Annotated in this window: 21 protein-coding genes and 3 riboswitches; of the genes, 6 read left to right on the top strand and 15 right to left on the bottom strand. The window is 40.0% G+C overall.

Translation table 11 applies throughout. The features are described from left to right. On the bottom strand, window positions 1-1,062 hold the full coding sequence (locus tag ACW2QC_RS04225) for a FecCD family ABC transporter permease (protein ID WP_457542733.1): 1,062 nt from the start codon (window positions 1,060-1,062) through the stop codon (window positions 1-3). After that, the gene (locus ACW2QC_RS04220) at window positions 1,025-2,005 is read right to left on the bottom strand and encodes an ABC transporter substrate-binding protein (RefSeq protein ID WP_457542732.1); all 981 of its coding nucleotides are present in this window, start codon (window positions 2,003-2,005) and stop codon (window positions 1,025-1,027) included. The genes ACW2QC_RS04225 and ACW2QC_RS04220 overlap by 38 nt, the downstream gene beginning before the upstream one ends. 155 nt (window positions 2,006-2,160) lie before the next feature. Next, window positions 2,161-2,326: riboswitch (cobalamin riboswitch) on the bottom strand. 305 nt (window positions 2,327-2,631) lie between these two features. Here ACW2QC_RS04220 and ACW2QC_RS04215 point away from each other — a divergent pair. After that, window positions 2,632-3,417 (top strand): enoyl-CoA hydratase-related protein, encoded by a 786-nt coding sequence (locus ACW2QC_RS04215; protein ID WP_457542731.1) that lies wholly within the window; start codon window positions 2,632-2,634, stop codon window positions 3,415-3,417. A gap of 16 nt (window positions 3,418-3,433) precedes the next feature. Beyond that, window positions 3,434-4,477 (top strand): enoyl-CoA hydratase/isomerase family protein, encoded by a 1,044-nt coding sequence (locus ACW2QC_RS04210; protein WP_457542730.1) that lies wholly within the window; start codon window positions 3,434-3,436, stop codon window positions 4,475-4,477. A gap of 75 nt (window positions 4,478-4,552) precedes the next feature. Here the strand turns inward: ACW2QC_RS04210 and ACW2QC_RS04205 are convergent, their stop codons facing one another. The 11 genes from ACW2QC_RS04205 to queC all read right to left on the bottom strand — a co-directional run bounded on the left by ACW2QC_RS04205 (window position 4,553) and on the right by queC (window position 16,763). Then, entirely contained in the window at window positions 4,553-6,007 is a 1,455-nt protein-coding gene (locus tag ACW2QC_RS04205; protein ID WP_457542729.1) for a CoA-acylating methylmalonate-semialdehyde dehydrogenase, read from the bottom strand. After that, on the bottom strand, window positions 6,004-6,903 hold the full coding sequence (locus ACW2QC_RS04200) for an NAD(P)-dependent oxidoreductase (RefSeq protein ID WP_457542881.1): 900 nt from the start codon (window positions 6,901-6,903) through the stop codon (window positions 6,004-6,006). The genes ACW2QC_RS04205 and ACW2QC_RS04200 overlap by 4 nt, the downstream gene beginning before the upstream one ends. Window positions 6,904-6,918: 15 nt before the next feature. Next, on the bottom strand, window positions 6,919-8,625 hold the full coding sequence (locus tag ACW2QC_RS04195; RefSeq protein ID WP_457542728.1) for an acyl-CoA dehydrogenase family protein: 1,707 nt from the start codon (window positions 8,623-8,625) through the stop codon (window positions 6,919-6,921). A gap of 133 nt (window positions 8,626-8,758) precedes the next feature. Continuing rightward, complete coding sequence (locus tag ACW2QC_RS04190; RefSeq protein ID WP_457542727.1) at window positions 8,759-10,540, bottom strand: sigma 54-interacting transcriptional regulator; 1,782 nt, start codon at window positions 10,538-10,540, stop codon at window positions 8,759-8,761. Between the two features lie 122 nt (window positions 10,541-10,662). Continuing rightward, window positions 10,663-11,571, bottom strand: a complete 909-nt coding sequence (gene prpB / locus ACW2QC_RS04185; protein WP_457542726.1) for a methylisocitrate lyase — start codon at window positions 11,569-11,571, stop codon at window positions 10,663-10,665. A gap of 15 nt (window positions 11,572-11,586) precedes the next feature. After that, complete coding sequence (locus ACW2QC_RS04180) at window positions 11,587-13,026, bottom strand: bifunctional 2-methylcitrate dehydratase/aconitate hydratase (RefSeq protein WP_457542725.1); 1,440 nt, start codon at window positions 13,024-13,026, stop codon at window positions 11,587-11,589. Window positions 13,027-13,120: 94 nt separating this feature from the next. Further along, a complete protein-coding gene (gene mmgD, locus ACW2QC_RS04175) occupies window positions 13,121-14,230 on the bottom strand; it encodes a citrate synthase (protein WP_457542724.1) in 1,110 nt (369 codons plus the stop codon). After that, on the bottom strand, window positions 14,214-14,453 hold the full coding sequence (locus ACW2QC_RS04170; protein ID WP_457542723.1) for a hypothetical protein: 240 nt from the start codon (window positions 14,451-14,453) through the stop codon (window positions 14,214-14,216). Before ACW2QC_RS04170 ends, mmgD begins: the two co-directional genes overlap by 17 nt. 175 nt (window positions 14,454-14,628) lie before the next feature. Next, window positions 14,629-14,829, bottom strand: a riboswitch (cobalamin riboswitch). A 118-nt stretch (window positions 14,830-14,947) separates the two neighbouring features. Beyond that, a complete protein-coding gene (queE, locus tag ACW2QC_RS04165) occupies window positions 14,948-15,670 on the bottom strand; it encodes a 7-carboxy-7-deazaguanine synthase QueE (RefSeq protein ID WP_457542722.1) in 723 nt (240 codons plus the stop codon). Continuing rightward, window positions 15,667-16,104 (bottom strand): 6-carboxytetrahydropterin synthase, encoded by a 438-nt coding sequence (locus tag ACW2QC_RS04160; RefSeq protein ID WP_457542721.1) that lies wholly within the window; start codon window positions 16,102-16,104, stop codon window positions 15,667-15,669. Before ACW2QC_RS04160 ends, queE begins: the two co-directional genes overlap by 4 nt. Then, window positions 16,101-16,763, bottom strand: coding sequence for a 7-cyano-7-deazaguanine synthase QueC (gene queC / locus ACW2QC_RS04155; protein WP_457542720.1), 663 nt, complete (start codon window positions 16,761-16,763; stop codon window positions 16,101-16,103). Before queC ends, ACW2QC_RS04160 begins: the two co-directional genes overlap by 4 nt. Before the next feature lie 87 nt (window positions 16,764-16,850). After that, window positions 16,851-16,897: riboswitch (PreQ1 riboswitch) on the bottom strand. A 201-nt stretch (window positions 16,898-17,098) separates the two neighbouring features. Between queC and ACW2QC_RS04150 the strand changes: the two genes are divergently transcribed. The 4 genes from ACW2QC_RS04150 (at window position 17,099) to ACW2QC_RS04135 (ending at window position 21,311) form a co-directional block, all read left to right on the top strand. Next, on the top strand, window positions 17,099-18,598 hold the full coding sequence (locus ACW2QC_RS04150; RefSeq protein WP_457542719.1) for a glycine betaine uptake BCCT transporter: 1,500 nt from the start codon (window positions 17,099-17,101) through the stop codon (window positions 18,596-18,598). Window positions 18,599-18,766: 168 nt separating this feature from the next. Then, window positions 18,767-19,549, top strand: a complete 783-nt coding sequence (locus tag ACW2QC_RS04145) for an ABC transporter ATP-binding protein (protein ID WP_457542718.1) — start codon at window positions 18,767-18,769, stop codon at window positions 19,547-19,549. Further along, entirely contained in the window at window positions 19,533-20,294 is a 762-nt protein-coding gene (locus ACW2QC_RS04140) for an ABC transporter permease (protein WP_457542717.1), read from the top strand. The genes ACW2QC_RS04145 and ACW2QC_RS04140 overlap by 17 nt, the downstream gene beginning before the upstream one ends. An 18-nt stretch (window positions 20,295-20,312) precedes the next feature. After that, window positions 20,313-21,311 carry an ABC transporter substrate-binding protein gene (locus ACW2QC_RS04135; RefSeq protein WP_457542716.1) on the top strand — a complete coding sequence of 333 codons (999 nt, stop codon included), beginning with the start codon at window positions 20,313-20,315 and terminating at the stop codon, window positions 21,309-21,311. Between the two features lie 157 nt (window positions 21,312-21,468). Here ACW2QC_RS04135 and ACW2QC_RS04130 read toward each other — a convergent pair whose 3' ends face one another. Further along, window positions 21,469-21,741: a hypothetical protein gene (locus ACW2QC_RS04130; protein ID WP_457542715.1), complete on the bottom strand. Its 273-nt coding sequence runs from the start codon at window positions 21,739-21,741 to the stop codon at window positions 21,469-21,471. 75 nt (window positions 21,742-21,816) lie between these two features. Beyond that, window positions 21,817-23,238: an argininosuccinate lyase gene (gene argH / locus ACW2QC_RS04125; protein WP_457542714.1), complete on the bottom strand. Its 1,422-nt coding sequence runs from the start codon at window positions 23,236-23,238 to the stop codon at window positions 21,817-21,819. Window positions 23,239-23,241 lie beyond the last annotated feature (3 nt).

The raw sequence follows: 23,241 nt of genomic DNA, 5'->3' as shown, positions 1-23,241 counted from the left end.
TTATCCTCTTCCTTTCAGCCGTTGCCTCATTAAAATGAACGCAAAAATTGGTGCACCAATTAAAGCAGTAATAACGCCAATTGGCAATTCAGATGGGGCGATGATGGTTCGGGAAACGAGATCAGCCAGAATCAGAAAGCCGGCACCAGCCAAAGCTGATAACGGTAGTAAATGCTTGTGGTCAGGCCCCCAAATAATTCGAATAAAATGCGGTATAACTAGGCCAACAAACCCAATCGTCCCAGAAACCGCAACAGACGCACCCGTTAAAATAGAACCAGCGATAAGGATGTTCATTTTTTTCCGCTCGACATTGACACCTAAGTGTTTTGCCTGATCTTCGCCAAATGACATCGCATTCAATTCTGTCGCATGCATCATGAGAATTACTGACCCAATGGCAAAAAACGGTACGATGATCCAAACATAATCCCAGCCACGCATTGATACACTACCAAGCAACCAGCCGATGATTTGCCTTAGTTCCTCACCAGTCAAGGCAATCATTAGCGATATCAAAGCTCCTAGGAACGAACTAAAAATGACCCCAGTTAAGATAATCGTCTCCACTCGCATTGTCCGATCCACTCTTTTGGCAAAAAACAAGACAATGAAAATCGTGAGAAACGATGCGATAATGCTCAAAACCGGCAATGTGTACAAACCGAGAAATGGCAGGGACAGATTAAAAAAGATTGTCAGTACCGCACCAACACTGGCCCCGGATGATACGCCAAGGGTATAGGGGTCAGCCAGGGGATTTCGCAATAACCCCTGAAAAGCTGCCCCAGCAATGGCAAGTGATGCACCAACAATGCCTGATAGAATGACACGTGGCATCCGAATGTTCATCACAATATTTTCATACATTGTATCTACCGAATCTGGTAAAGATGTCTGCGTAATCGAGGCGAATAAGATCCTCAAAATAGCTTCTATTGGAACTTTTACCGTGCCAATGGAGACCCCCATCAATACAGCTGCAAACAAAACCAGCAACAATATGGGATAGGCACTTATTTTTTTAGTCTTTGAAAACATCTGGATAGATCGCCTTACCAAGTTCCTCTGCTCCTTCAACCAAACGAGGGCCTGGACGATTAACAAGATCAGCATTCACGTCATAGATCTGCTCATTCTTGACTGCCGTAATATCCTCCCAGCCTTCACGTTCGGTTACCTCCGCAACAGGATCATCCACATATGATCCATATGTCGTAATCACAACGTCCGGATTCATAGAAATAACTGCTTCTTCATTCATTTTGACCCAACCATCCTGATCTGCAGCGGCGTTGTCAGCATTTATAACAGATAATAGCTCGTCCATAAATGTATTTTTCCCCGCAGTAAAGATCTCTGGTGAAGGTGAAATTTCCATATATACCTTTTTCCGTTCATCTTCCTTTATCTTGCTAGCTTTCTCCTTAAGTGATGTTAATTCATCTTTCATATCCCCAATAACCTGATCTGCTTTTTCTTGTGCCCCGGTTGCTTTCCCCATCAATTCAATTGTTTCATAGACACCCTCAAAGTCGGTTGCTTCCCCAACAATCAATACTGGGATTCCAGCTTCTTTAATCTGATTCAGTGCTTTCTCATCATTGGTTTGATCTGCTAACACCAATTGCGGGTCAAGTGCAAGGATCTTTTCAACATTTAATTCCAAACCACCGATTTTTTCCTTTTCTGCTGCTTCTTCTGGATAATTATCATGATCAGAAACCCCAACAATTTGTTCGCCTAGTCCTAAAGCAAAAGCCATTTCTGTATTGCTTGGCAGGACAGATACGATTCGTTCTGGTTTTTCTTCAATTGTCAGCTCTTCACCAGTTCCATCTGTAACGGTTACTGGGAAATCGGCTTCCTCTGTCTGTTCTGTTTTCGCATCTTTATCGCTATTGTTATCCTTTTCGGCATCATCCGAGGAACTGCCACAGCCTGTCAATATCCCGATGAATAGGATCATCATCAGTAATAATAACTGTATTTTTTTCAATTTCATTTCTTTTTCCTCCTGTTTTCCTATTAAAAGCTCATACTTCTAAACCAAAATAAAAACATCTTAGCTATGAAAGATGTTTAAACGAATATTGTTCAGCAATCATGATCAAGTATGATGTTCTGCCGACTATACACCTCCCTATCCTCGTAGGTTTATTGGTATATCAGAATTGGGTAGGTCTCCTGGCTCATGGCATCTCATTTCCTGTTCTTTTCAGTAGTTATACAGGCAAAAACCATTTACAGTGGCGGGACCGCGTTGGGTTTTCACCAACTTCCCTTTTAAGTCTTTACGACAGACACCCTATTCTGTTACACATATTATATTTTCCATTCTTGAGTATACACTATCTGCGTAATCTAGAACAGCAAAAAAGGAAGAATTTAGAGTAGATGCGACAAGTTTAGACAGCAGTACTTCCTGCGTTAAATTTAACTACTACGAACGCCCTCCACGTTTTATTTGGCGATAATAAGCTCATTCCTTTATGACAGAGTCACCATATCCGTCAAATTGTATAGACACATAGACACTTTTCACAGTTTTTCACCTTGCGATATAAGCGTTAGTGCCTGGCACAGTTCTTGCAACAATATTAGCAGTAATTTTTAAGGGGGATTTTCTTTATGAACTATCGTGCACTAAAAATAACAACCGAAAACGATATCGCTATTGTGGAGATAAATGCTCCACCTGCAAATACTTTATCATCTTCATGTATCTCAGAATTACGCTCAGCCATAGAAGATTTAAAGTTAAAAGAGAATGTACATGGAGTGGTCATCACAGGATTTGGCCGATTCTTTGTAGCTGGTGCAGACATTAAGGAATTTATACCGGCCCTTGGTGATTATAATAAGGGACAGAAAATGTCAGAAGCGGGACAAGCACTTTGCAATGAAATAGAAGCAATGAATAAACCTGTCATTGCGGCAATTAATGGACCTGCATTAGGCGGCGGCTTAGAATTAGCAATGGGATGTCACTTTCGGATCGCCTCTGAAAATGCTGTTCTTGGACTTCCAGAGTTAAAGCTCGGGCTAATACCGTCGTTCGGTGGAACACAGCGACTTAGCCGAATGACTGACACAGCAACAGCGTTAGAGTTAATTTTAACGGGTAAACAAATTAATAGTAGTGAAGCCAAAGAACTTGGAATTGTGCAGGTAACCGTTTCCCCTGAAAAACTTTTAACCACAGCCTTAACAATTGCCCAATCCTTTGTGGATGGGAAAAGTATGACAAGTATCAAACGAGCAATCGAGTGTGTTACAAAGGGATATAATGAAACATTTGAAAAAGGGTTAGAACGGGAAAGAAAGCGATTTGCTGAGTTGTTTTTAACAGAAGATGCCAAGGAAGGGGTTCAAGCTTTTACTGAAAAGCGGAAGCCTCATTTCAATCATTCATAAAGGAGTGTCCAATACCATGGCCGAAGTTTTATTTTCTACTGATGAAAATGGTGTAGCTACAATTACTTTGAATCGACCAAAGGCAATAAACTCATTAACATACGACATGCTCGTTCAAATAAAGGAAAATCTTTTGGAATGGGGTCAAGACGATGCGATATGCATCGTCATACTACAAGGTGCGGGATCGAAGGGATTTTGTGCTGGTGGGGATATTAAAACCCTATATGAAGCAAGAAAGGGTCAAGCAGCATTGCGAACAGCAGAACAATTCTTTAAAGAGGAATATATAACTGACCAAGTTCTTTATCGATTTCCAAAGCCAATTATCGCCTGCTTAGACGGCATCGTCATGGGCGGTGGTGTAGGACTCTCATACGGGGCCAGCCATCGAATTGTAACAGAACAAACGAAATGGGCAATGCCTGAAATGAATATTGGCTTTTTTCCAGATGTTGGGGCAGCTTACTTTTTAAACAAGGCTCCAGATTATACAGGACGTTACCAAGCATTAACAGCGTCCGTTATTTCAGCACCAGATGTTATCTATACAAATGCTGCCGAGGCTTTCCTGTCCAGTGATCAATTAACTAATTTACTTCGCGAAGTAGAAAACACGAACTGGCACACAGTAAACACAGTAAAAAAATTGGACCAATTATTGGATATGTATACAGATAATCCAGAAACTAGTGGGATATTAGCTCCTTTACAAACTAAAATTGATCAGCATTTTTCCCATGACACGATCGAGGAAATCATCGAATCACTAGCAACAGATACAGATGACTTTGCCGTAAAAACAAGAGAAATACTTTTATCTAAATCACCTGTCTCCTTAAAGGTTACATTAAAGCAATTAATTGATGGGGAAGGGAAATCATTAGAGGAATGCTTTCAAACTGATTTGATCCTAGCTAAAAATTTTTTGAAGCATGCCGACTTTTATGAAGGTGTTCGTTCGGTACTGGTTGATAAAGACCAAAACCCACAATATAAATATAAAAGCTTAACTGATGTTTCCCAAGCATTTATAAATTCATTTTTTGCAGAATCATGACAGATTAAAATCCGGTTCCTTGGATAGGAACCGGATTTTTCTAGTTCATAACAAAGTATAAACATACAAAGCTTACTAAAACCAGCGTTCTGTAACTACTTTTTTACGCGTATAGAATTGTACACCGTCTTTTCCGTTTGTCCCTAAATCCCCATAGAAGGAGGCCTTATTCCCCGCAAAAGCAAAGAATGCCATTGGTGCAGGAACATTTACATTGATTCCGACCATTCCAGCATCTATTTTTTCGCGAAATTGACGTGCGCTTTTCCCACTTGAGGTATAGATAACTGCACCGTTTGCAAACCTTGATTGATTGGTTAATTCAATACCTTCTTGCAAATCCTTTACTCTGACAACACTTAAAACAGGGGCAAAAATCTCATCCTGCCAAATTTTCATATTAGGATTTACGTGATCAAAAATAGTCGCTCCTACATAGTAACCGTCATCATTCTTAACTTGTCGGCCATCTACAAGTAAATCAGCCCCTTCTTCTACTCCAGTATCAATGTATCCAAGCACGCGTTCTTTATGTGATGCACGGATAAGCGGACCAACAAAATTATCCTCATTCATGCCATCACCGACTTTTAACTTTTTTGTTTCAAAAACGAGCTTTTCCAGGAATTCGTCTGCAATGTCATCTACCACCGCTACAACTGAACAGGCCATACAGCGCTCACCACTACTTCCAAATGCGGCCCCTATCACCCCTTGAACGGTTTTGTCGAGCTCACAGTCAGGCATGACAATTGCATGGTTTTTTGCACCAGCTAGAGCCTGCACTCTTTTACCATTAGCCGTACCAGTTTGATAGACATGCTTTGCAACAGGCTCCGAACCAACAAAAGAAATTGCTTCGATATCAGGGTGTTCAAGTGTTCGGTTTACAACCTCTTTTCCGCCATGAACTAAATTTAACACTCCTTTTGGAAAGCCAGATTTGTAAAATAAATCGACTAACCTTTCTGCTAAAATTGGTGTTCGTTCTGAAGTTTTTAATACAAATGTATTTCCACAGGCAATTGCTAACGGATACATCCATAATGGAACCATCATTGGAAAATTAAATGGTGTAATACCTGCAACAACACCTAATGGATACCTCCAAATAGAACCATCGATCTCAGAAGCAATACTTGGAAGTGCGTCACCCATCAGCAAATTTGGAGTTGATGTTGCTAATTCTACTACTTCTATGCCGCGCTGTACTTCACCTTGAGCATCCTTTAACGCCTTGCCGTTTTCCATTGTAATTATTTCAGCTAATTCGGCTTTATTTTTCTGTAATAAATGGAGGTAGGTAAATAATAAGCGGCTCCGATTTGGCGCAGGTACCTCCGCCCATTCAGGATACGCTTTCTTGGCAGCCCTCACTGCTTGATCGACATCCTCCTTACTTGATAAAGGCACACGAGCGATTGGTTCTCCAGTTGCTGGATTGAGTATCGTCTCCATTTCTCCACAACTAGATTCCACCCACTGATCATCTATATAATTTTTCATTACCTTTAGTTCTGATGTAATCATTTTGCAGCCTCCTTTTTATTATTAGATTGCGCCTTCACCTTTTCGTAAAGAACGGCCATGTCTTTATCACCAAAGCCTTCATCTTCAACCTGTTCATACATAGTCAGCAATTCCCTACTTATTGGCAAATCCAATTCATTCTGCTCCGCGAGTTCGAGCGCAAACCCGAGATCCTTCCGTAATAATTTCAAGGAAAAGCCCGGATTATAATCTTCTTTTGCAATAAAACTTTTATAGTTTCGTTCATAAATACGACTTTGCCCATAGCTAACATTCAACATGGAAAATAAATCATCTAGATCAATGTTTTTCTTATTAGCTATATGAAGTGCCTCACTCACTCCCGCAGTATAAAAACCAATAAGCAGATTATTAATCAGTTTAACCGTTGTCCCGCTATCAATCTGTTCATCTACATGAAAAATATTTTCCCCTAACACGTTTAACACTGGTGAAATCTGCTCATATACTTGTTTCGAACCGCCAACCATGAACGTCAGTGTGCGATTCTTGGCACCAACGACTCCACCACTAACCGGTGCAGCCATGAAATTAATCCCTTTCTTTATAGCGGATTCAGCAATTTTATTATTTAGTTCTGGAGCAACTGTACTGGTATCTACCAGAATTAGTTGAGAATGTCCGTTTTCGATCAAACCATCATTTCCTAAATATACCTCTTCTACCGCTTTTGAAGATGGAAGGCTGGTAAATAATAGTTCACTTTTATTTACGAGTTCAGATATGGAATGACCTTTCTCTCCTCCTGCTTGCTGAAATGATGTATTTGCCTTTTCATTTACATCATATCCGATGACTTTAAACCCCTCATTTAGCAACCCTGTTGACATGGGAAGTCCCATATTTCCCAAGCCGATAAATCCAATTCGCTCCATCATATCCCCCTTTTCCTAAACACAATATCCATTTTTATTAATTACTTCGAGTGCTATTTTCCGCTTCTTTAAAACCAAGTTAGCATAAAGTGGTACTCGTAATGCTTTTATTTCTTCATGAAGGGCTTCCTTATCCGAGTTGTCTAATGCGATGGATGAAATAATCGACAAAGCAGCAGCTTCTATTTTTCGATATCCCTCTTCACATTGAATATCTACAATAAGTTGTTGAATAGGCTGATTGCTTTGAGTCTTGTTTAAACGTAATAGTGCAGCTTTCATTACATATATATCCTTGACAACATCCCCCAATAGTCGTAAATATACCTGCTCTTGTTCCAAAGCTTGCTTTGTCATCTCGGGGAGTGCTCTTAAACTGAGTTGCAATAATTGGATAGAAAGCTGAACAAATCGATGATTCCTTCCCGTAACCTCTGACACTTCTTTCTCTTCAATAATTGACTTATCTTGATAATATTGTTTTAAAAATGACTTTGCTATGGTAAGTCGGTTTATTTCGTTGGTTCCTTCAAAAATTCGATTTATCCTCGCATCACGGTATAAGCGCTCTATCTCGTAATCTTGCATATACCCGTAGCCACCATGGATTTGTAATGCTTCATCGACAATAAAATCTAGTGCTTCCGATGCATACACCTTATTGATCGCACAATCGACCGCAAATTTGGATAGATTTTGAACCACATCAGCCTCTTCCGCTACAGATGCATCCAAACTGTCTAGTAAATTAGCAGTATAATATGCAGAACTTTCTGCACCATAAATAGCAACAGCCATATCAGCAAGTTTCTCTTGAATCATGGGGAAGCATACAATCTTTTTCTGAAATTGTTGACGCTCTTTACCATAATTTACGGCAATTTCCAATGATTGCTTTGAGACCCCAATGTTAGCAAAAGAAAGCTTCAGCCTAGCAAGATTTAAAATGTTAAGGGCAATATGGTGTCCTTTCCCAACCTCTCCCAATACACTTTCTTTCGGGATCCGCACATCTTCTAGTAGAAGCGTTGCAGTTGAAGAACCTTTAATCCCCAATTTTTTCTCTTCCGGTCCAATAGAAACACCTGGCATAGTTCTTTCAATGATAAACGCTGTCATTCCTTCCGTTGTCTTAGCGAATACAACAAAGCAATTCGCAATATGAGCATTGGTAATCCATTGTTTTTCCCCATTCACAACCCACTCAGTAGTATTTAAATCCAATTTTGCTGTTGTACTTGCAGAAAGGGCATCTGACCCAGCATTTGGTTCTGTCAAAGCATAAGCTCCAATCCATTCACCTGATGAAAGTTTAGGTAAATAGGTTTCTTTCTGTTGTTCAGTTCCAAAATATACATATGGTAAAGTTCCCACTCCGGTATGAATATTAAAGGAAACGCTAAATGACCCTCCAAAGCCCATTTTTTCAGCAATGAGACCGGATATACTTTTGCCCATTGCAAATCCTCCATATGCTTCTGGAACATCGGCACCTAGAAGCCCAAGGTCACCAGCATGACCAAATAATTGTCGGGCAATTTTATAATCATGAACTTCCAGATCAGCCAACTTAGGAACAACCTGTTCTGAAACAAACTTTTCAATCGTTTTTGAAAGAAGTATTTTTTCTTCACTAGGTTGAGCTGGATTGGTTGATCCAATTAAAGACGCATCATTGGGGAAAATTGAACAATGATGATGCGGTGACTTTATTTTTTCCATTCCCCTTCCTCCTCTCCTTATTCCCTTCATACTTTTTAATGCAAAATTCATGCCAATTTCTGAAGGCTTTATTTCAAGAAAATAAGGAGTGGAAGATTGCCTAATTGTCTGGACATATTTACACCTTTGACAGCTAACTATCTCCCATCAACTGAAAACGGGAAAGCTTATTATAAAGAGTGGCACGGGATATACCCAGCAATTTAGCAGCTTTAGATTTATTTCCCTGTACTTGTTTTAGTGCCATTTCAATAGCATCCTTTTCTTCCTCCAAAACAACTTCATCATTGTGTCTATTTAGCCTGCCGATTTTTTTGTGTGGTTGATCTTCACCACCTGGCTTTTTTGCAAATAAAGGTATTGGTACATTTTTAACATTAATGTGATCTTCATCTGTTAAAACGAATAATCTTTCCAACACATTCATTAATTCACGTACATTCCCCGGCCAATCGTAATTATACATATTACGCAAAATTTGCTTGTCAATTGTTTTCTCCGTAACACCATACGCTTCAGCTAATTGTTGCAATTTATGGGAAACCATAACCGGGATGTCCTGTTTTCTATCTCTCAAAGGCGGGATATGGATGGGAATGACATAGAGACGATAGTAAAGATCCTCACGAAACTCTTTTCTTTCCACCAGTTGTTTCAGGTCTTTGTTTGTAGCAGTGATCAGCCTAAAATTGACCGGGATTGAAGTAGTTCCACCTACTCTCTCGACCTTCTTCTCTTGCAATACACGTAAAATTTTAGCTTGCATCGCCATGGGCATGTCCCCGATCTCATCCAAAAACAATGTACCGTCATGAGCAAGTTCAAATTTCCCTGCCTTTCCATCCTTGTTAGCGCCTGTAAAAGCGCCTTTAGCATAGCCAAATAATTCTGATTCCAATAGATTATCCGGGATAGCCGCACAGTTAACACTGATAAACTTGCCTTGATTGGTGATACCTGTATCGTGTATGGCGCGTGCAAACTGCTCTTTTCCAACCCCACTGTCACCAGTGATAAGAACTGTAGCCCTTGACTGAGCAGCTTTTCTGGCAATCTTTTTCGTTTCAGAAATTACAAGACTTTCGCCAAGTATGTCTTCAAAGTGCACTTGAACATCATTCATGTTACAAGGGATTTCTACTAATTTCTTCTGACTTTTTATATCATCAAGCCGTTCCATTCGATCAATCACTTGATATAATTCAGAAATTCCCTCATAAACAAGCATACCAACAGCACCAATAACCCTATTATCCTTCCATATAGGTAGACGATGAACAACTAAATTCTGTCCTTGCAATCGATGTGCTTGACTACGCTCCGGGACCCCTGTTTTTAATACGATCGGTAGTCTAGTCCTGTCGATTACTTGATCAGCCCTTTTACCAATTGCTTCCTCTTTTGTTACCCCAACAAAACGGCTATATGTTTCATTAAATAATTGAATCACACCTTTCTCGTCAACGACCACCAATCCTTCGTAAGCAGTATCAAAGCACAACTCAAACCATTCCACCAATTCTTTTTTCTGCTTTATGTCATCTATCATGGCTTTATGATAGGCAAATAATTCTTCTTCCGTTATTTCACCTACGAGTTTTTCTTCCTCACCTTCCACTACATACAATGGTATCTCAACTAATTCTGTTATCGGTAAGTCTTTATTCACGGAAGTCCAAGCTAAACTCATAATCGTTTTAATCGGGTCATGAATAGCCAAACCGTTTGAAATCCCATCCATACACTCTTTTAATCGTACTACACCAATTAGACTTTTTCCCTCAACTACCGGGAGCTCTGTTTTACCTGATTCCCCTAGTAATTGCATGACATCATGAATAGTCATAGTTTGATCAATTGTTTCCAAATCTTTGTTCATCCAGTTTTCAACAGTATACGTCTCCAACGTAATCATGACGTTCCATCCTCCTTTTGAAGATAGAAAAAGGCGATAGTCTCCACTATCTATTTTTCATAGAGATGGAAATCATCGCCTTATACCTTAAATAGCTTAGAACCACACTTCAAGATATTTATCTATTGATCATTTGACAATGTTGTTTTTGCGATTGTCTTATCCAGCCCCTCAAAATCATGGTACGAAATTGTTTCATACAATTCTTTTCTTGTTTGCATATCGGAAACACCCTCTTTTTGAGTTCCCTCCCGCTTGATTAAACGAAAGATTCGCTCATATGCTTTTGCAGCCACCCTCAAAGAGGTAACAGGATAAATAACCATGCTAAACCCCATGTCTTCAAATGCCTTCGCTTTAATATATGGGGTCTTACCAAATTCTGTCATATTAGCCAGTAGCGGCACATCCACTTTTTCGGAAAATAAGCGAAATTCATCATCTGTTTGTAATGCTTCTGGAAAAATTCCATCCGCTCCAGCTTCGATATAGGCAGCAGATCTATCAACCGCAGCTTCTAGGCCTTCTACTGCCCGTGCATCCGTACGTGCAATGACAACAAGTGAGGGTGCTACTTCCTTAATTGCCTTGATTTTTTGTGCCATTTCTTCTTTAGAAACGAGTTGTTTTCCATTAAGATGGCCACATTTTTTCGGGAGATTTTGATCCTCAATTTGTACAGCAGCTACATTGGCCTCAACCATTTCCCGTGCTGTACGAGCGACATTAAGAACTCCTCCAAATCCTGTATCAATATCGACAAGAACCGGTAAATTCGTTGCCCGAACGAGATCTCTCGCCCGTTCTGCTACTTCAGTTGATGTCACAATGCCAAGATCAGGCAGACCCTTGCTTGCTGTATAAGCACCACCTGATAAATAAAGCGCTGTGAAACCCGCATTTTTTGCCACAAGTGCTGCCATTGCATCATGTGCCCCAGGGATTTGCAATATAGTTTTTTCTTCGATTGATTTTTTAAATTGATTTGCTAATTCTATTTGTGATGACTGTTGATCCACTATCCAAGCCATACATGATTCCCCCCTTTACACGTTAACAAATAAATCCATAAACTCATTTACATACATTGAGTTGATTCTATCATGATCGAAACATTTTTCCTCAATTTTCTTCCTTTGTTTTGCTGTGAAGTGTGTTGAGAGATTCGCCATAAATTTATCTCTGAGTTTTGGAAATGCTTCTTCTCTTCTGAAGCGATGCCCTAGTGGGTATTCACATTCCACACTTTCCGTTGTCGTTCCATTTTTAAAATAAACTTGAACGGCGTTAGCGATTGAGCGCTTGTTCGGATCAAGATATTCTTTTGTATAGAGTTTGTTTTCTGTAACAACCATCTTATCTCGTAATCTATCAATGATAGGATCAGCCGCTGCTTCATCCTCATAATCATCAGCGGTAATATCTCCCTTTAACAGGCCAATTGCCGTAATATATTGTAAACAATGGTCGCGATCAGCCGGATTGTTTAATGGACCTTTTTTGTCAATAATACGAATGGCCGACTCATGTGTTGTAATAGATATCCTATCAATCTCATCGATTCGGTCCTTCACTTTCGGGTGCAGCTGAACTGCTGCCTCTGCAGCCGTTTGGGCGTGAAATTCAGCTGGATAAGCGACCTTAAATAAAACATTTTCCATCACATAGGCATCAAGGGGGCGACTAAGTTTTACTGTTTGTTTGTTAAATAAAACATCTTGGAATCCCCATCCAGGTGCAGTCAATGCAGTTGGATAGCCCATCTCGCCTTTTACAGCTAACAATGCCAAAAATACTGCTCTGCTCGTTGCGTCTCCAGCAGCCCACGATTTACGAGATCCTGTATTAGGCGCATGTCGATACGTACGTAGACTCGAATTATCGATCCAAGCATTCGACAGTGCGTTAATAATTTCCTCACGTTTGCCACCTAACATTTTTGTCACAACAGCCGTCGTAGCTATTTTTACAAATAATACATGATCAAGTCCGACACGATTTAAACTGTTTTCCAATGCAAGCACACCTTGAATTTCATGTGCTTTAATCATCATTTCCAATATATTATGAACCTGAAGCGGATCTTGTCCTTTTGCAACACGCACCTGACTAACATGATCAGCAACTGCTAGAATTCCTCCTAAGTTATCGGAAGGGTGTCCCCATTCTGCCGCCAGCCACGTATCATTGTAATCAAGCCAACGAATCATTGTTCCAATATTAAAAGCTCCACGCACTGGATCAAGTACATGGGATGTACCAGGCACACGAGTTCCATTAGGCACAATCGTACCAGGTATAATGGGGCCAAGTAACTTTGTGCACTCTGGATAGCTAAGCGCAAGAATGCCACAGCCTAAAGTATCCATCAAAACATAGCTGGCTGTCGTATATGCTTCTGTACTTGTAATTTCTTTGTTTAAGACATAATCGGCAATTTCTTCTAATAATACATCGGTCTTATTCGTTTCATCCACTTTTAACACATTCCTCTTCCTTTCTCAATCGATGTTATATATTATATATATAAGTGGTGGTTATATCACTATGGCGAGCAGGTCACAACTCCCCAGTTGTTTACTATGAATACTGCTCGCCAACATAGTTTACACGTGGGCGAAAAAGCCGGTTATTTTGATGCTGTTCAATAACATGTGCACATAATCCAACTGTTCGGGCACTAAAAAAGATTGGTGTATATAACTGGATTGGAATCCTAAGCAACCAATATACAGGAGCAGCATAATAATCCAAGTTCGGGTATAATCCTTTTTCTCGCTTCATCAGCTCCTCACCAGCCTCGCACATTTCTAGCAACAAGAAGTCTCCTTTTTTTTCACAAAGCCGCTTTAGCGATTCTTTCATAATCAGCGCTCTTGGATCCATTTTGTTCATATAAACACGATGTCCAAATCCCATGATCTTCTCTTTTTGTTGCAGCTTTTTCAACAATAATTCTTCAAATCCTGCAGTCGAATCTACCTCAAGCAACATGTGCATGACAGCCTCATTGGCCCCCCCGTGTAAATTACCTTTCAGTGATGAAACTGCGCCAGTTAATGCACCATATAGATCTGAATGTGTCGACGCAATTACCCTTGCAGTAAATGTTGAATTCGGCATTTCGTGCTCACTATACAAGAGTAGAGATCGATCAAAAATCTTCGCCTCTTGTTCAGACGGAACCTCCCCTGTAATCATATATAAAAAATTAGCACTATAAGACAAATCCTTGTGAGGGTGAACCGGTTTTTGTTTATTTAGAACCCGATAACTATTAACTGTAATATTAGGGAGTTTTGCCAGGAGATCGTAGGCACGATTGTTATTCACCTTCAAAGAGCGATCATCAATATTCTCTTCGTACCCCGCAAGCACGGATATGCCTGTTCTTAATCCATCCATCGGGTGTGTCTTTTTAGGCAATAATGCAAAAACATCAATTACATTGGATGGAACATTATACCTTGCCTTTAACTTCTTCTCTAATTTTGTTTTTTCGATTTGATTAGGCAGCGTATCCTCAAATAAAAGATGTACAATGTCTAAGTAATCCCTACTCTTAGATAACTCGATCAAATCATAACCCTTTATAATGATCTTCTCTTGTTCAGTATCAAGCAGTGAAATCCCAGTTTCTGCTGCAATAACTCCTTCAAGCCCAGGTACAAACTTAGTTTCCGTTTCCATTTAATTCCTCCCTCTCTCCTATTAGTTCTATCAGAACACTATTGGAAGCCCTTTCAAGATTTATTAAATAACGTCCTTTTGTTTCGTCACTCTCTTTACAAGTATCAATTTCTTTTTTCATTCGTTCATAACATACTTGCATGGGAGAAGATTGATCAACTGCCAAATTGTTCATAATCGCTGCCTTTAAACATTCCGTGAAATAAGTCACTGTTCCATACAAATTGTTTTCCCCCAGATGTTTGTTTATTTTCTGTATTTTTAATGCAATAAAAAAACAACTCCCCTTTTAGAAGTTGTTAGCATGCATCCCAAAAAAAGCATAAATAAACATGGTAAATTTCCAGAACATGTTCATCTGTTTATTCGCATGTAACACCTCCTATCCTCGTAGGTATGGATGTTGCTAGACATAGGCAGGTCTCCTGGCTCATGGTCATCACTTTTCGAACCTTCCCATTTTCATATACGTGAAAACAGTGGTTTTTCTCGAATCGTTCCCATACACAGTTGCGGGACAGCGTCGGGTTTTCACCGAACTTCCCTTTTAAGCAATAAAATGGAATTAACTTTATTGCACCTACATCTTTAACCTATTCAGTTAATCTCTTAAATTATATCACTCACTTTCAAAGATTACAATAATTCTTACATTTAATCTATGGCAAGTAATCCTGGAATTAAAAACAACGCAGGATCATCGCACATGTTCCTTTATCAAACCCCCCGCAAATTCCCCCACAAATACGTATGCAGTTGTGGTAAAACGCGTACATTCTTCAACACGTTGCTGGCCATCACCTGATCAATCAACCATTCATACCGGTCCAGCAAATGCTCAAGCAATTTCTCGTTGTCAGCGTTGGCGGTATCATCATTCCCCACTTGCAAAAATAACGGAACATCCGGATACCGCTGATGTAGCTTCGTTGCATAGTCCAAATCTGCTTGATCAAAAATGACAACTTTTAAACTGAATGTTCCCTGCTGATGCAATGTTAGCGAATCAATGATAGAGTCAAGGATATCAAAATTTGTCCGCATTCCAGAGCTCGGCGGTTTTGGTGAAATCGTCAGCTCATCGATCTTTACGAACCATGGCTGCCACTTACTTCCTTGTGTCTCAAGTGCGATTTTAATTTGCTGGCCATGAAGCAAATCAACAAGTCCATCTAACCCCGCAAGTAATCCGGGGTTCCCTCCAGAAATGGTTACATGGCCAAAGCGGCCGCCTGCTTGTTCCTGTAACGCCTCCCAAATATCTTCTGGCTCCATCATTTGGATGTTTTCCTTTTCCGATCCATCCCAAGTGAACTTAGAGTCACACCAGGAGCAGGAATAGTCGCATCCCGCGGTTCGGACAAACATGGTTTTTTGCCCAATTACCATTCCCTCTCCCTGAATCGTTGGCCCAAATACTTCCATTACTGGCAGTTTCATTTAGCTTTCGCCCCCTTTGGACGATAAACGCAGTAGCTTGTTGGCGTCTCACGTAAAAAAACTTGTAAGCATACTGGCCGATTAGATAATGTTTCTAAATGCTCCTCGATGATGTCATAAATCGTTCGTGCAACAATCTCTGTCGTTGGAAATTGTTCTGGACGATCGTTGGAAAATGCGGGATCATCATTCAATGTTCCATGGTCAAACCGTTTGTGAATGATGTCTTTGATTTGTTTAAAATTTACCAAAAAACCCAAATCATCAAGCTCATTGCCGCCAATCGTGATATTGGCAAAATACGTATGGCCGTGTGTATATTGACATTTGCCAGCTTCTGCATTTGGAATATAATGTGCCGCCGCAAAGTGAAAGTCCTTATTTAATTCATATGAATAATCATGGTCTGGAGCGGGATAAATTTGCTGCATCATTTGGCAATCTCCCCTTCCCGTCTATTTTCATACTGCTCAAGCCCTCGTTGGCGCAACTTACATGACGGGCATTCTCCACAGCCACTTCCCTTTACACCGTTGTAGCAAGTCAATGTATGGTCTTTGACAAATTCAAAAGCACCAAGTTCATCACTTAACTCCCACACTTCCGATTTGTCCCGCCACATTAATGGAGTATGTATCACAAACGCATCATCCATCGCTAAATTCAGTGTCACATTCAATGACTTAACAAAGCCATCGCGGCAATCCGGATAACCACTGAAATCAGTTTCGCTCACCCCTGTAATAATATGCTTGGCGCCGATTTGTTTAGCCAAAACTGCTGCAAATGAAAAGAACAACAAATTTCGCCCCGGCACAAACGTTGATGGCAAGCCTTCCCCTTCTGTGATTGCAATATCATCTCTTGTCAGTGCATTCGGCGCTAACTGGTTTAGTAATGACATATCCAATTCATGGTGTGGAACCTCAAGCGTTTGACAAATCTCCCTTGCACACTCCAATTCCTGAATATGTCGCTGTCCATATTGAAATGTAACAGCCTCCACATGTTCAAACTTTTCCATTGCCCAGAACAAGCATGTCGTACTATCCTGGCCGCCACTAAACACCACAACTGCCTTATTATTATCCAACTTTATTTCTCCTCTCTTTTGCATCCCAAAAGAAGAGCTTCAATCATTTTCCATCAAAAAAACAACACTAAGTAGCGTGTTGTTTTCGACTCCTTAGTTTTTTATCGAGGGATGGAATTTCGAACCTCTCCTGCAACGTATGCAGATTTCTTTTTTGTTATGTTTCTACTTTATCACGTTTTTTTCTAACTGTCATGGCTATATTTGGAATTTCCTAACATAACAGAACCAAACCATATATATACATCTAAGATAAACGACTTTCTGAAAATTGCATTGCATGTTGAGGTTTGGTATTGTTAATTTTATAATGTCAAAATATTCAAGGGGGCTTCATGAAGAAAGTTTCAAGAGTTTTTTATATCACATTAGTTTTAGTCATTTTAACTGTAATTTTCGGTGCAATTTTCCCAGAACAATTCGAAACGATATCTGGTAACATAAAAGCATTCGTTTCTACATCATTTGGGTGGTACTACTTACTGCTCATGTCCGCTTTGGTTATCCTATCTGTTATCATTTCAGTTAGTCCGTATGGAAAAATTCGCCTCGGAAAGGACAATGAAAAGCCGGATTTCTCCACGCCAACATGGATAGCTATGTTGTTCTCAGCAGGAATGGGAATTGGTTTAGTGTTTTATGGGGCCGCTGAACCACTATTCAACTATGCTGTTGACTCTCCTTCAGCGGAAGTTGGTTCGGAAGCAGCATTCAAGCAAGGGCTCTCATACTCCTACCTTCACTGGGGTGTTCATGTTTGGGCAATGTATGGCATTATTGCTTTGGCCTTGGCATTTTTTCAATTTCGCAAAGGAGAACCTGGTTTGATTTCCGCAACATTGAAACCATTGTTCGGCAACAAAATGAACGGCCCACTTGGTATTTTGATTGATGTGTTAGCCGTTTTTGCAACCGTTTTCGGAGTTGCGACATCACTTGGGTTTGGTGCCGTGCAAATTAATGGTGGACTTTCCCATTTATTCGGTGTTGATATCGGGTTTACATCCCAATTTTTAATTATCGCCGTCGTCACCATTTTATTTCTTATCTCAGCATGGACCGGTTTGAGCAAAGGGATTAAATATTTGTCCAATACAAACATGGTACTTGCTGTATTGTTGCTAATTGTCGTGTTGATCGTTGGACCGACATTGTTGATTTTAAACATGTTTACGGAGACATTTGGTTGGTATATGCAGCATATTGTGGAAATGAGTTTTCAGTCTGCTCCCCTCGAAGGCGATAATCGAGAATGGCTTGACGGCTGGACAATTTTCTTTTGGGCATGGTGGATATCCTGGGCACCATTTGTCGGGATGTTTATCGCTCGTGTATCTCGTGGACGTACGATCCGTCAATTTTTAATCGGTGTAATGGTTGTACCGACCCTGTTTATATCGATCTGGTATGCAGTGTTCGGTACGACAGCCGGAAATGTGCAAAACAGCGGTGTTGATCTGACGCAATATTCAACAGAGCTCGTGCTATTTAACATGTTTGATCAATTGCCGATATCGCTCATCTTGTCTGTCATTGCCATATTGCTTATTGCATCATTCTTTATTACCTCTGCAGACTCAGCAACTTTTGTTCTAGGTATGCAATCAACAAACGGTTCGCTTATACCGCCAAATAAGGTAAAGATCATCTGGGGTATTGCCCAATCCGCTGTTGCCCTTATCTTGCTCTATGTTGGTGGCTTAACAGCAATCCAGAACACTATTATTATTGCGGCGCTACCGTTTTCTTTTGTAATGATTTTGATGGTCATTGCATTATTTAAAGCATTAAACAATGAAGTGAAAACCGCGGAGCCGAAGAAAAAGAACACATGATGAAGGGGTACTACCTGGAAAGATATCAATCTTTCCAGGCTTTTTTTATACCATTTTCTCCTCCTAATCCGACATTCGCCTATTGGAAAAGACAGATAACCATGGTACAATACCTATAATCCATATAAAACCAATAGGAATTATAGTTATTAATCGGAGGTGATAGCTATGTTTTTAGAAATAAAAAATATATCCAAATCGTTTCAGCGTGGAGATAAACAGCCATTATTGGTGTTAAACGATATTAATCTATCCATTGAAGAAGGAGAATTTATTTCTTTATTAGGACCTTCAGGTTGCGGTAAATCAACGCTTCTTTCAATTACCGCAGGGCTGACAAAACCATCTTCTGGTACAGTGCTGTTAGATAACAGCGAGATAAAAGAACCAGGACCAAAAAAAAGCATGGTTTTCCAGGAAGCAGCACTCTTTCCGTGGATGTCGGTCATAGAAAATGTAATGTTTCCACTCAGAAAAAGAATGGGGAAAAAAGAACAGGCAACCACCGCCGCACATTTTTTGCAAATGGTCCACCTCAGCCAATTTGCTGACCATTATCCACACGAGCTTTCCGGCGGCATGCAGCAGCGTGTCTCGATTGCCAGGGCACTTGCGATGGATTCCAAGCTTTTGTTAATGGATGAACCATTCGGTGCGCTGGATGAACAGACAAGAAACGTACTGCAGGAAGAACTGGAAAAGATCTGGCTTGCCAATAGAAAGACGATTGTTTTTGTCACCCATAGCATTCGTGAAGCTATCAAACTATCGGATCGCGTCATTGTCATGGGTGCAAGACCGGGAACCATCATTTCTGATTTCAAAGTTGATTTACAAAGGCCGCGTCCACAAAAAGATATAGCTAGTTTAGAAGAGGATGTAATGGCCATTTTAAAAACTGAAATAGACAACGTGATGAAAGAGGAGTTGCAACATGCCAGTACCAATTAAACGTATACTGTTTTTCGTTTCACTCATTCTGATCTGGCAAGGTGTCGTGCTACTCGGTTTCTGGCCTGAATCGATGATACCAAGTCCCTTATCTGTCGCCGAATCCATTTATAATGGGCTTCAGGATATGACACTTGTATATGATATTCTAGCAAGCTTCCGTCATTTACTTATTGGCCTTGCTATCTCATTAATAATCGGCACTATTCTTGGTGTTTTACTTGCCAAAGTTAAAACAGCTGATGAGACCCTAGGGACGATGATTCTAGCATTGCAAAGTGTCCCAAGTATTGTTTGGGTCCCACTTGCCATTATCTGGTTTGGATTTGGTGAAACCGCGATCATTTTTGTCGTCATCATTGGCGGTACCTTTGTCATGACGATGAATATGCGGATTGGTATCAAAAATGTCGCACCGATTTATTTAAAAGCAGCACGAACAATGGGATCAAGAGGAATGGATCTGTTTTTTAAAGTTGTTGTTCCAGCCGCTATCCCCCATGCCGTGACGGGTGTCAGACTCGCATGGGCATTTAGCTGGCGAGCACTAATGGCTGCGGAATTACTAAGCACAGGCCCAGGACTAGGATACACACTCAGCTATGCATCCGACTTTAACAACATGAGTCTCGTAATCGGGATTATCATTATCATCGGTGTCATCGGGTCAGTTGTCGATCAATTTGTTTTCCAGCGAATTGAAAATAAAGTACTAAAACGCTGGGGATTGGAAGAAGCAGCGTAAAAGAAAGGGGTAATCATCTTGAAAAAAAGCATTGTTTTTCTGTTCGTGAGTTTTTTACTCATTCTAGGTGCATGTGGCAATGATTCACAAGCATCATCTGACGACGGAAGCAAAAAGGAAAAAATCGTTATCGGTTATTTTCCAAACCTTAATCACGCACCAGCAATGATAGCAAAGGAAAAAGAAATGTATGAAAAACATCTAGGTGAAGATGTTGAAGTAGAATATCGGACTTTCCCAGATGGGTCTACTTTTATGAAAGCTTTGGCAACAGGTGAAATTCAAGGCGGGCTTGTTGGTCCGGGTCCAGCAATGAATAACTTTATTTCCGGTGTCGACGTTCAAGTAATTGCAGCTTCTTCAACTGGCGGAACTGTAATCGTCTCCCGTGAAGGTAGTGGCGTAAAAAACGTCGAAGATATCGAAGGGAAAACGTTCATTTCGCCACGAGTTGGCTGTACACATGATGTCCAGTTTGAAACATACATGAAGGAAAGAGGCATTACGTCCGACCGTGTTGGCGGCAGCATGAAACACGTAACAGGCAAACCAGCACAATACCAATCCATGTTCGAAAGTGGCAATGTTGATGTTGCCACAGCACCGGAACCATGGGGATCTGTTTTGGAAGCAAAAGCTGATGCAAATGTTGTTGTTGATTCAGACGAAATCTCCTTTGGTAAAAAATTACCAGCTGCCGTATTTGTCACCACATCAGAATTGGCTGAAGACGACCAGAAGCTTGTAACCAAACTGATTGATGCCCACAAAGAAGCAGTCGAATATATAAACGAAAATCCTGATGAAGCGATCACGATCACGATAAATGGAATTGCTGATATTACTGGACAGGAGCTTACCCGTGACGTAATGGAAAATGCCTGGAAACGAACTAATTTTGTTTATGATATGGATCCAGAAGTTATCCAGCAATTCGGTAACTCTTCTTATAACTTGAAGTTTTTGAAAGAGAAACCGGATTTCACAGGATTTGTGAATACGGGTTTTGTGGAATAGTAAGGCTTGTTGAAATCGGCTAATCTTACAGGCAGCTCACGATGTTCACGTTTGGTAAATGAATATCATGAACTGCTACATTTTTAAAATGGGTGTTAAAAAAACGGGGAATGCTTAACCCGACTTCATTCCCCTTTTACTCGAAAGCTATCAAAATTTAAATTACATAGAGACCTTGCAACTTATGCATAAAGATCGAAGCCCTGTTTCTCTCTATAACAATTTCTTCTCTACGCTGTTGCAGCACATTTTCTTTCGTCTGATCCCGAACGGTTAAAGAAAAACCTGATGATTGCCTTCTCTTAGGTGTTTGGGTCTTATTAATATCATAGAGCCTATTTTCTCGTTTTTGTTCAGGATAAACCACAAAAGCTTCGTGCTCTGTAGTTGGTACAAGATTCATTTTAGCTAACTTACTTTTGTTAAACAAACTATCTGGAACCTCTTTTACAAAACATTGTTTTATAAAATAACCCCTTACACTGTAATGTGTTAAGCCTAACTATTAATCATCAGGTTCGTTACCGGAAGCTTTCCTTCTTTCTATCATATCCCGTACTACATCATAATTAGGCCCTCCAGTAACATTTCGTCTTTCAACAAAACATACCGGATCAATAATGTCCTGCCAGTCTTTCGCAGTTAATTCGACTTCACCTAACAATTCATTAATCTGAAGTAGCGGTATTTCATATAATTCTTTTCCCCAGTTATCCGCTTCTTTAGCTATCATGCTTGCTTTATGATGGGCTTTTCGAAATGAAACACCATAATCCCGGGCAAGTACATCCGCAAGCTCTGTGATTGTAATCATATTTTCTCTTGCCTGTTGATGTGCTCTATTCTTATTAAAATCTATTGTTATTATTACAGCACGCATCAAGCGTAATACTCGTATTCCTTTTCGATATCCTTCATAAATGTGTGGTTGCAAATCATCTTCTGTATCATTAATATCTCCATATGGTGTATTATGAATCATGTGAACAACTGCCATACCTTCAGCAGCTGCACTACTAGCTATTGCACGTGAATGTTCAATAGAAACAGGATTTCTTTTTTGCGGCATAATACTACTTATTTGCACATATGCATCAGAAACTCGTAACAACCCAACTTCTTTTGATGCCATTCGTAAAAATTCTTGAATCCATCTTCCCATATTTGTCATCAAACTAATTAAGACTTGAGCAGCCTCTATTAAATAATCACCAGCACCTATAGCATCATATGAATTTTCTACTAAACCATCAAAACCAAGAAGTTCCACCATACGTTCACGATTAATCGGGAAACCGGAAGTTGTTATGGCTGCGGCGCCCATTGGTGATTGATTAACCGTTTTGTATGCTTGCTCTAACCGTTCGATATCATGTTGTAAGTTGTCATAGATTGCTACTAAGTAATGACCAAACGTTGTTGGCTGAGCAGGTTGTGTATGTGTATGAGCGGGCATGATCGATTCAATATGTTGTTCAGCTTGATTAAGGATTGCAACACTAAGTTCATTCGCATTAGTTATTGCTTTTTGTATATACCCCCGAATTACAATTCGATACATGGCCTCACCCATATCATTCCGACTTTTGGCTATATGCATCTTTCCCGCTAATTCTTCACCTACTAGCTCTCCTATTTGTGATTCTACAAGAAAAAACAAATCTTCATATTCAGCAGAGTACTCAAGTTCTTCTCGATCGAGTTTTTCTACTTGTTGAATTCCACGTAAAATTTCCATTGCTTCATTTTTCGTAAGAATTTCTTGCTCTTGAAGCATAGTAGTATGTGCCTTGTGAATCATAAACATAGCATCAAATAAATATTCTTTTTGATCATAAAATACCGGCTTCAACAAGGCTTCTACAAATGTTTTACCTGGAAAATCCACACCTTCATCTTCTTCAAATTGTTCCCTTTTTATACTCATCAA

Source organism: Virgibacillus sp. FSP13, assembly GCF_054048505.1.
Note: the sequence above shows the minus strand (reverse complement) of the source record. Positions and strands in the feature narration are given on the sequence as shown.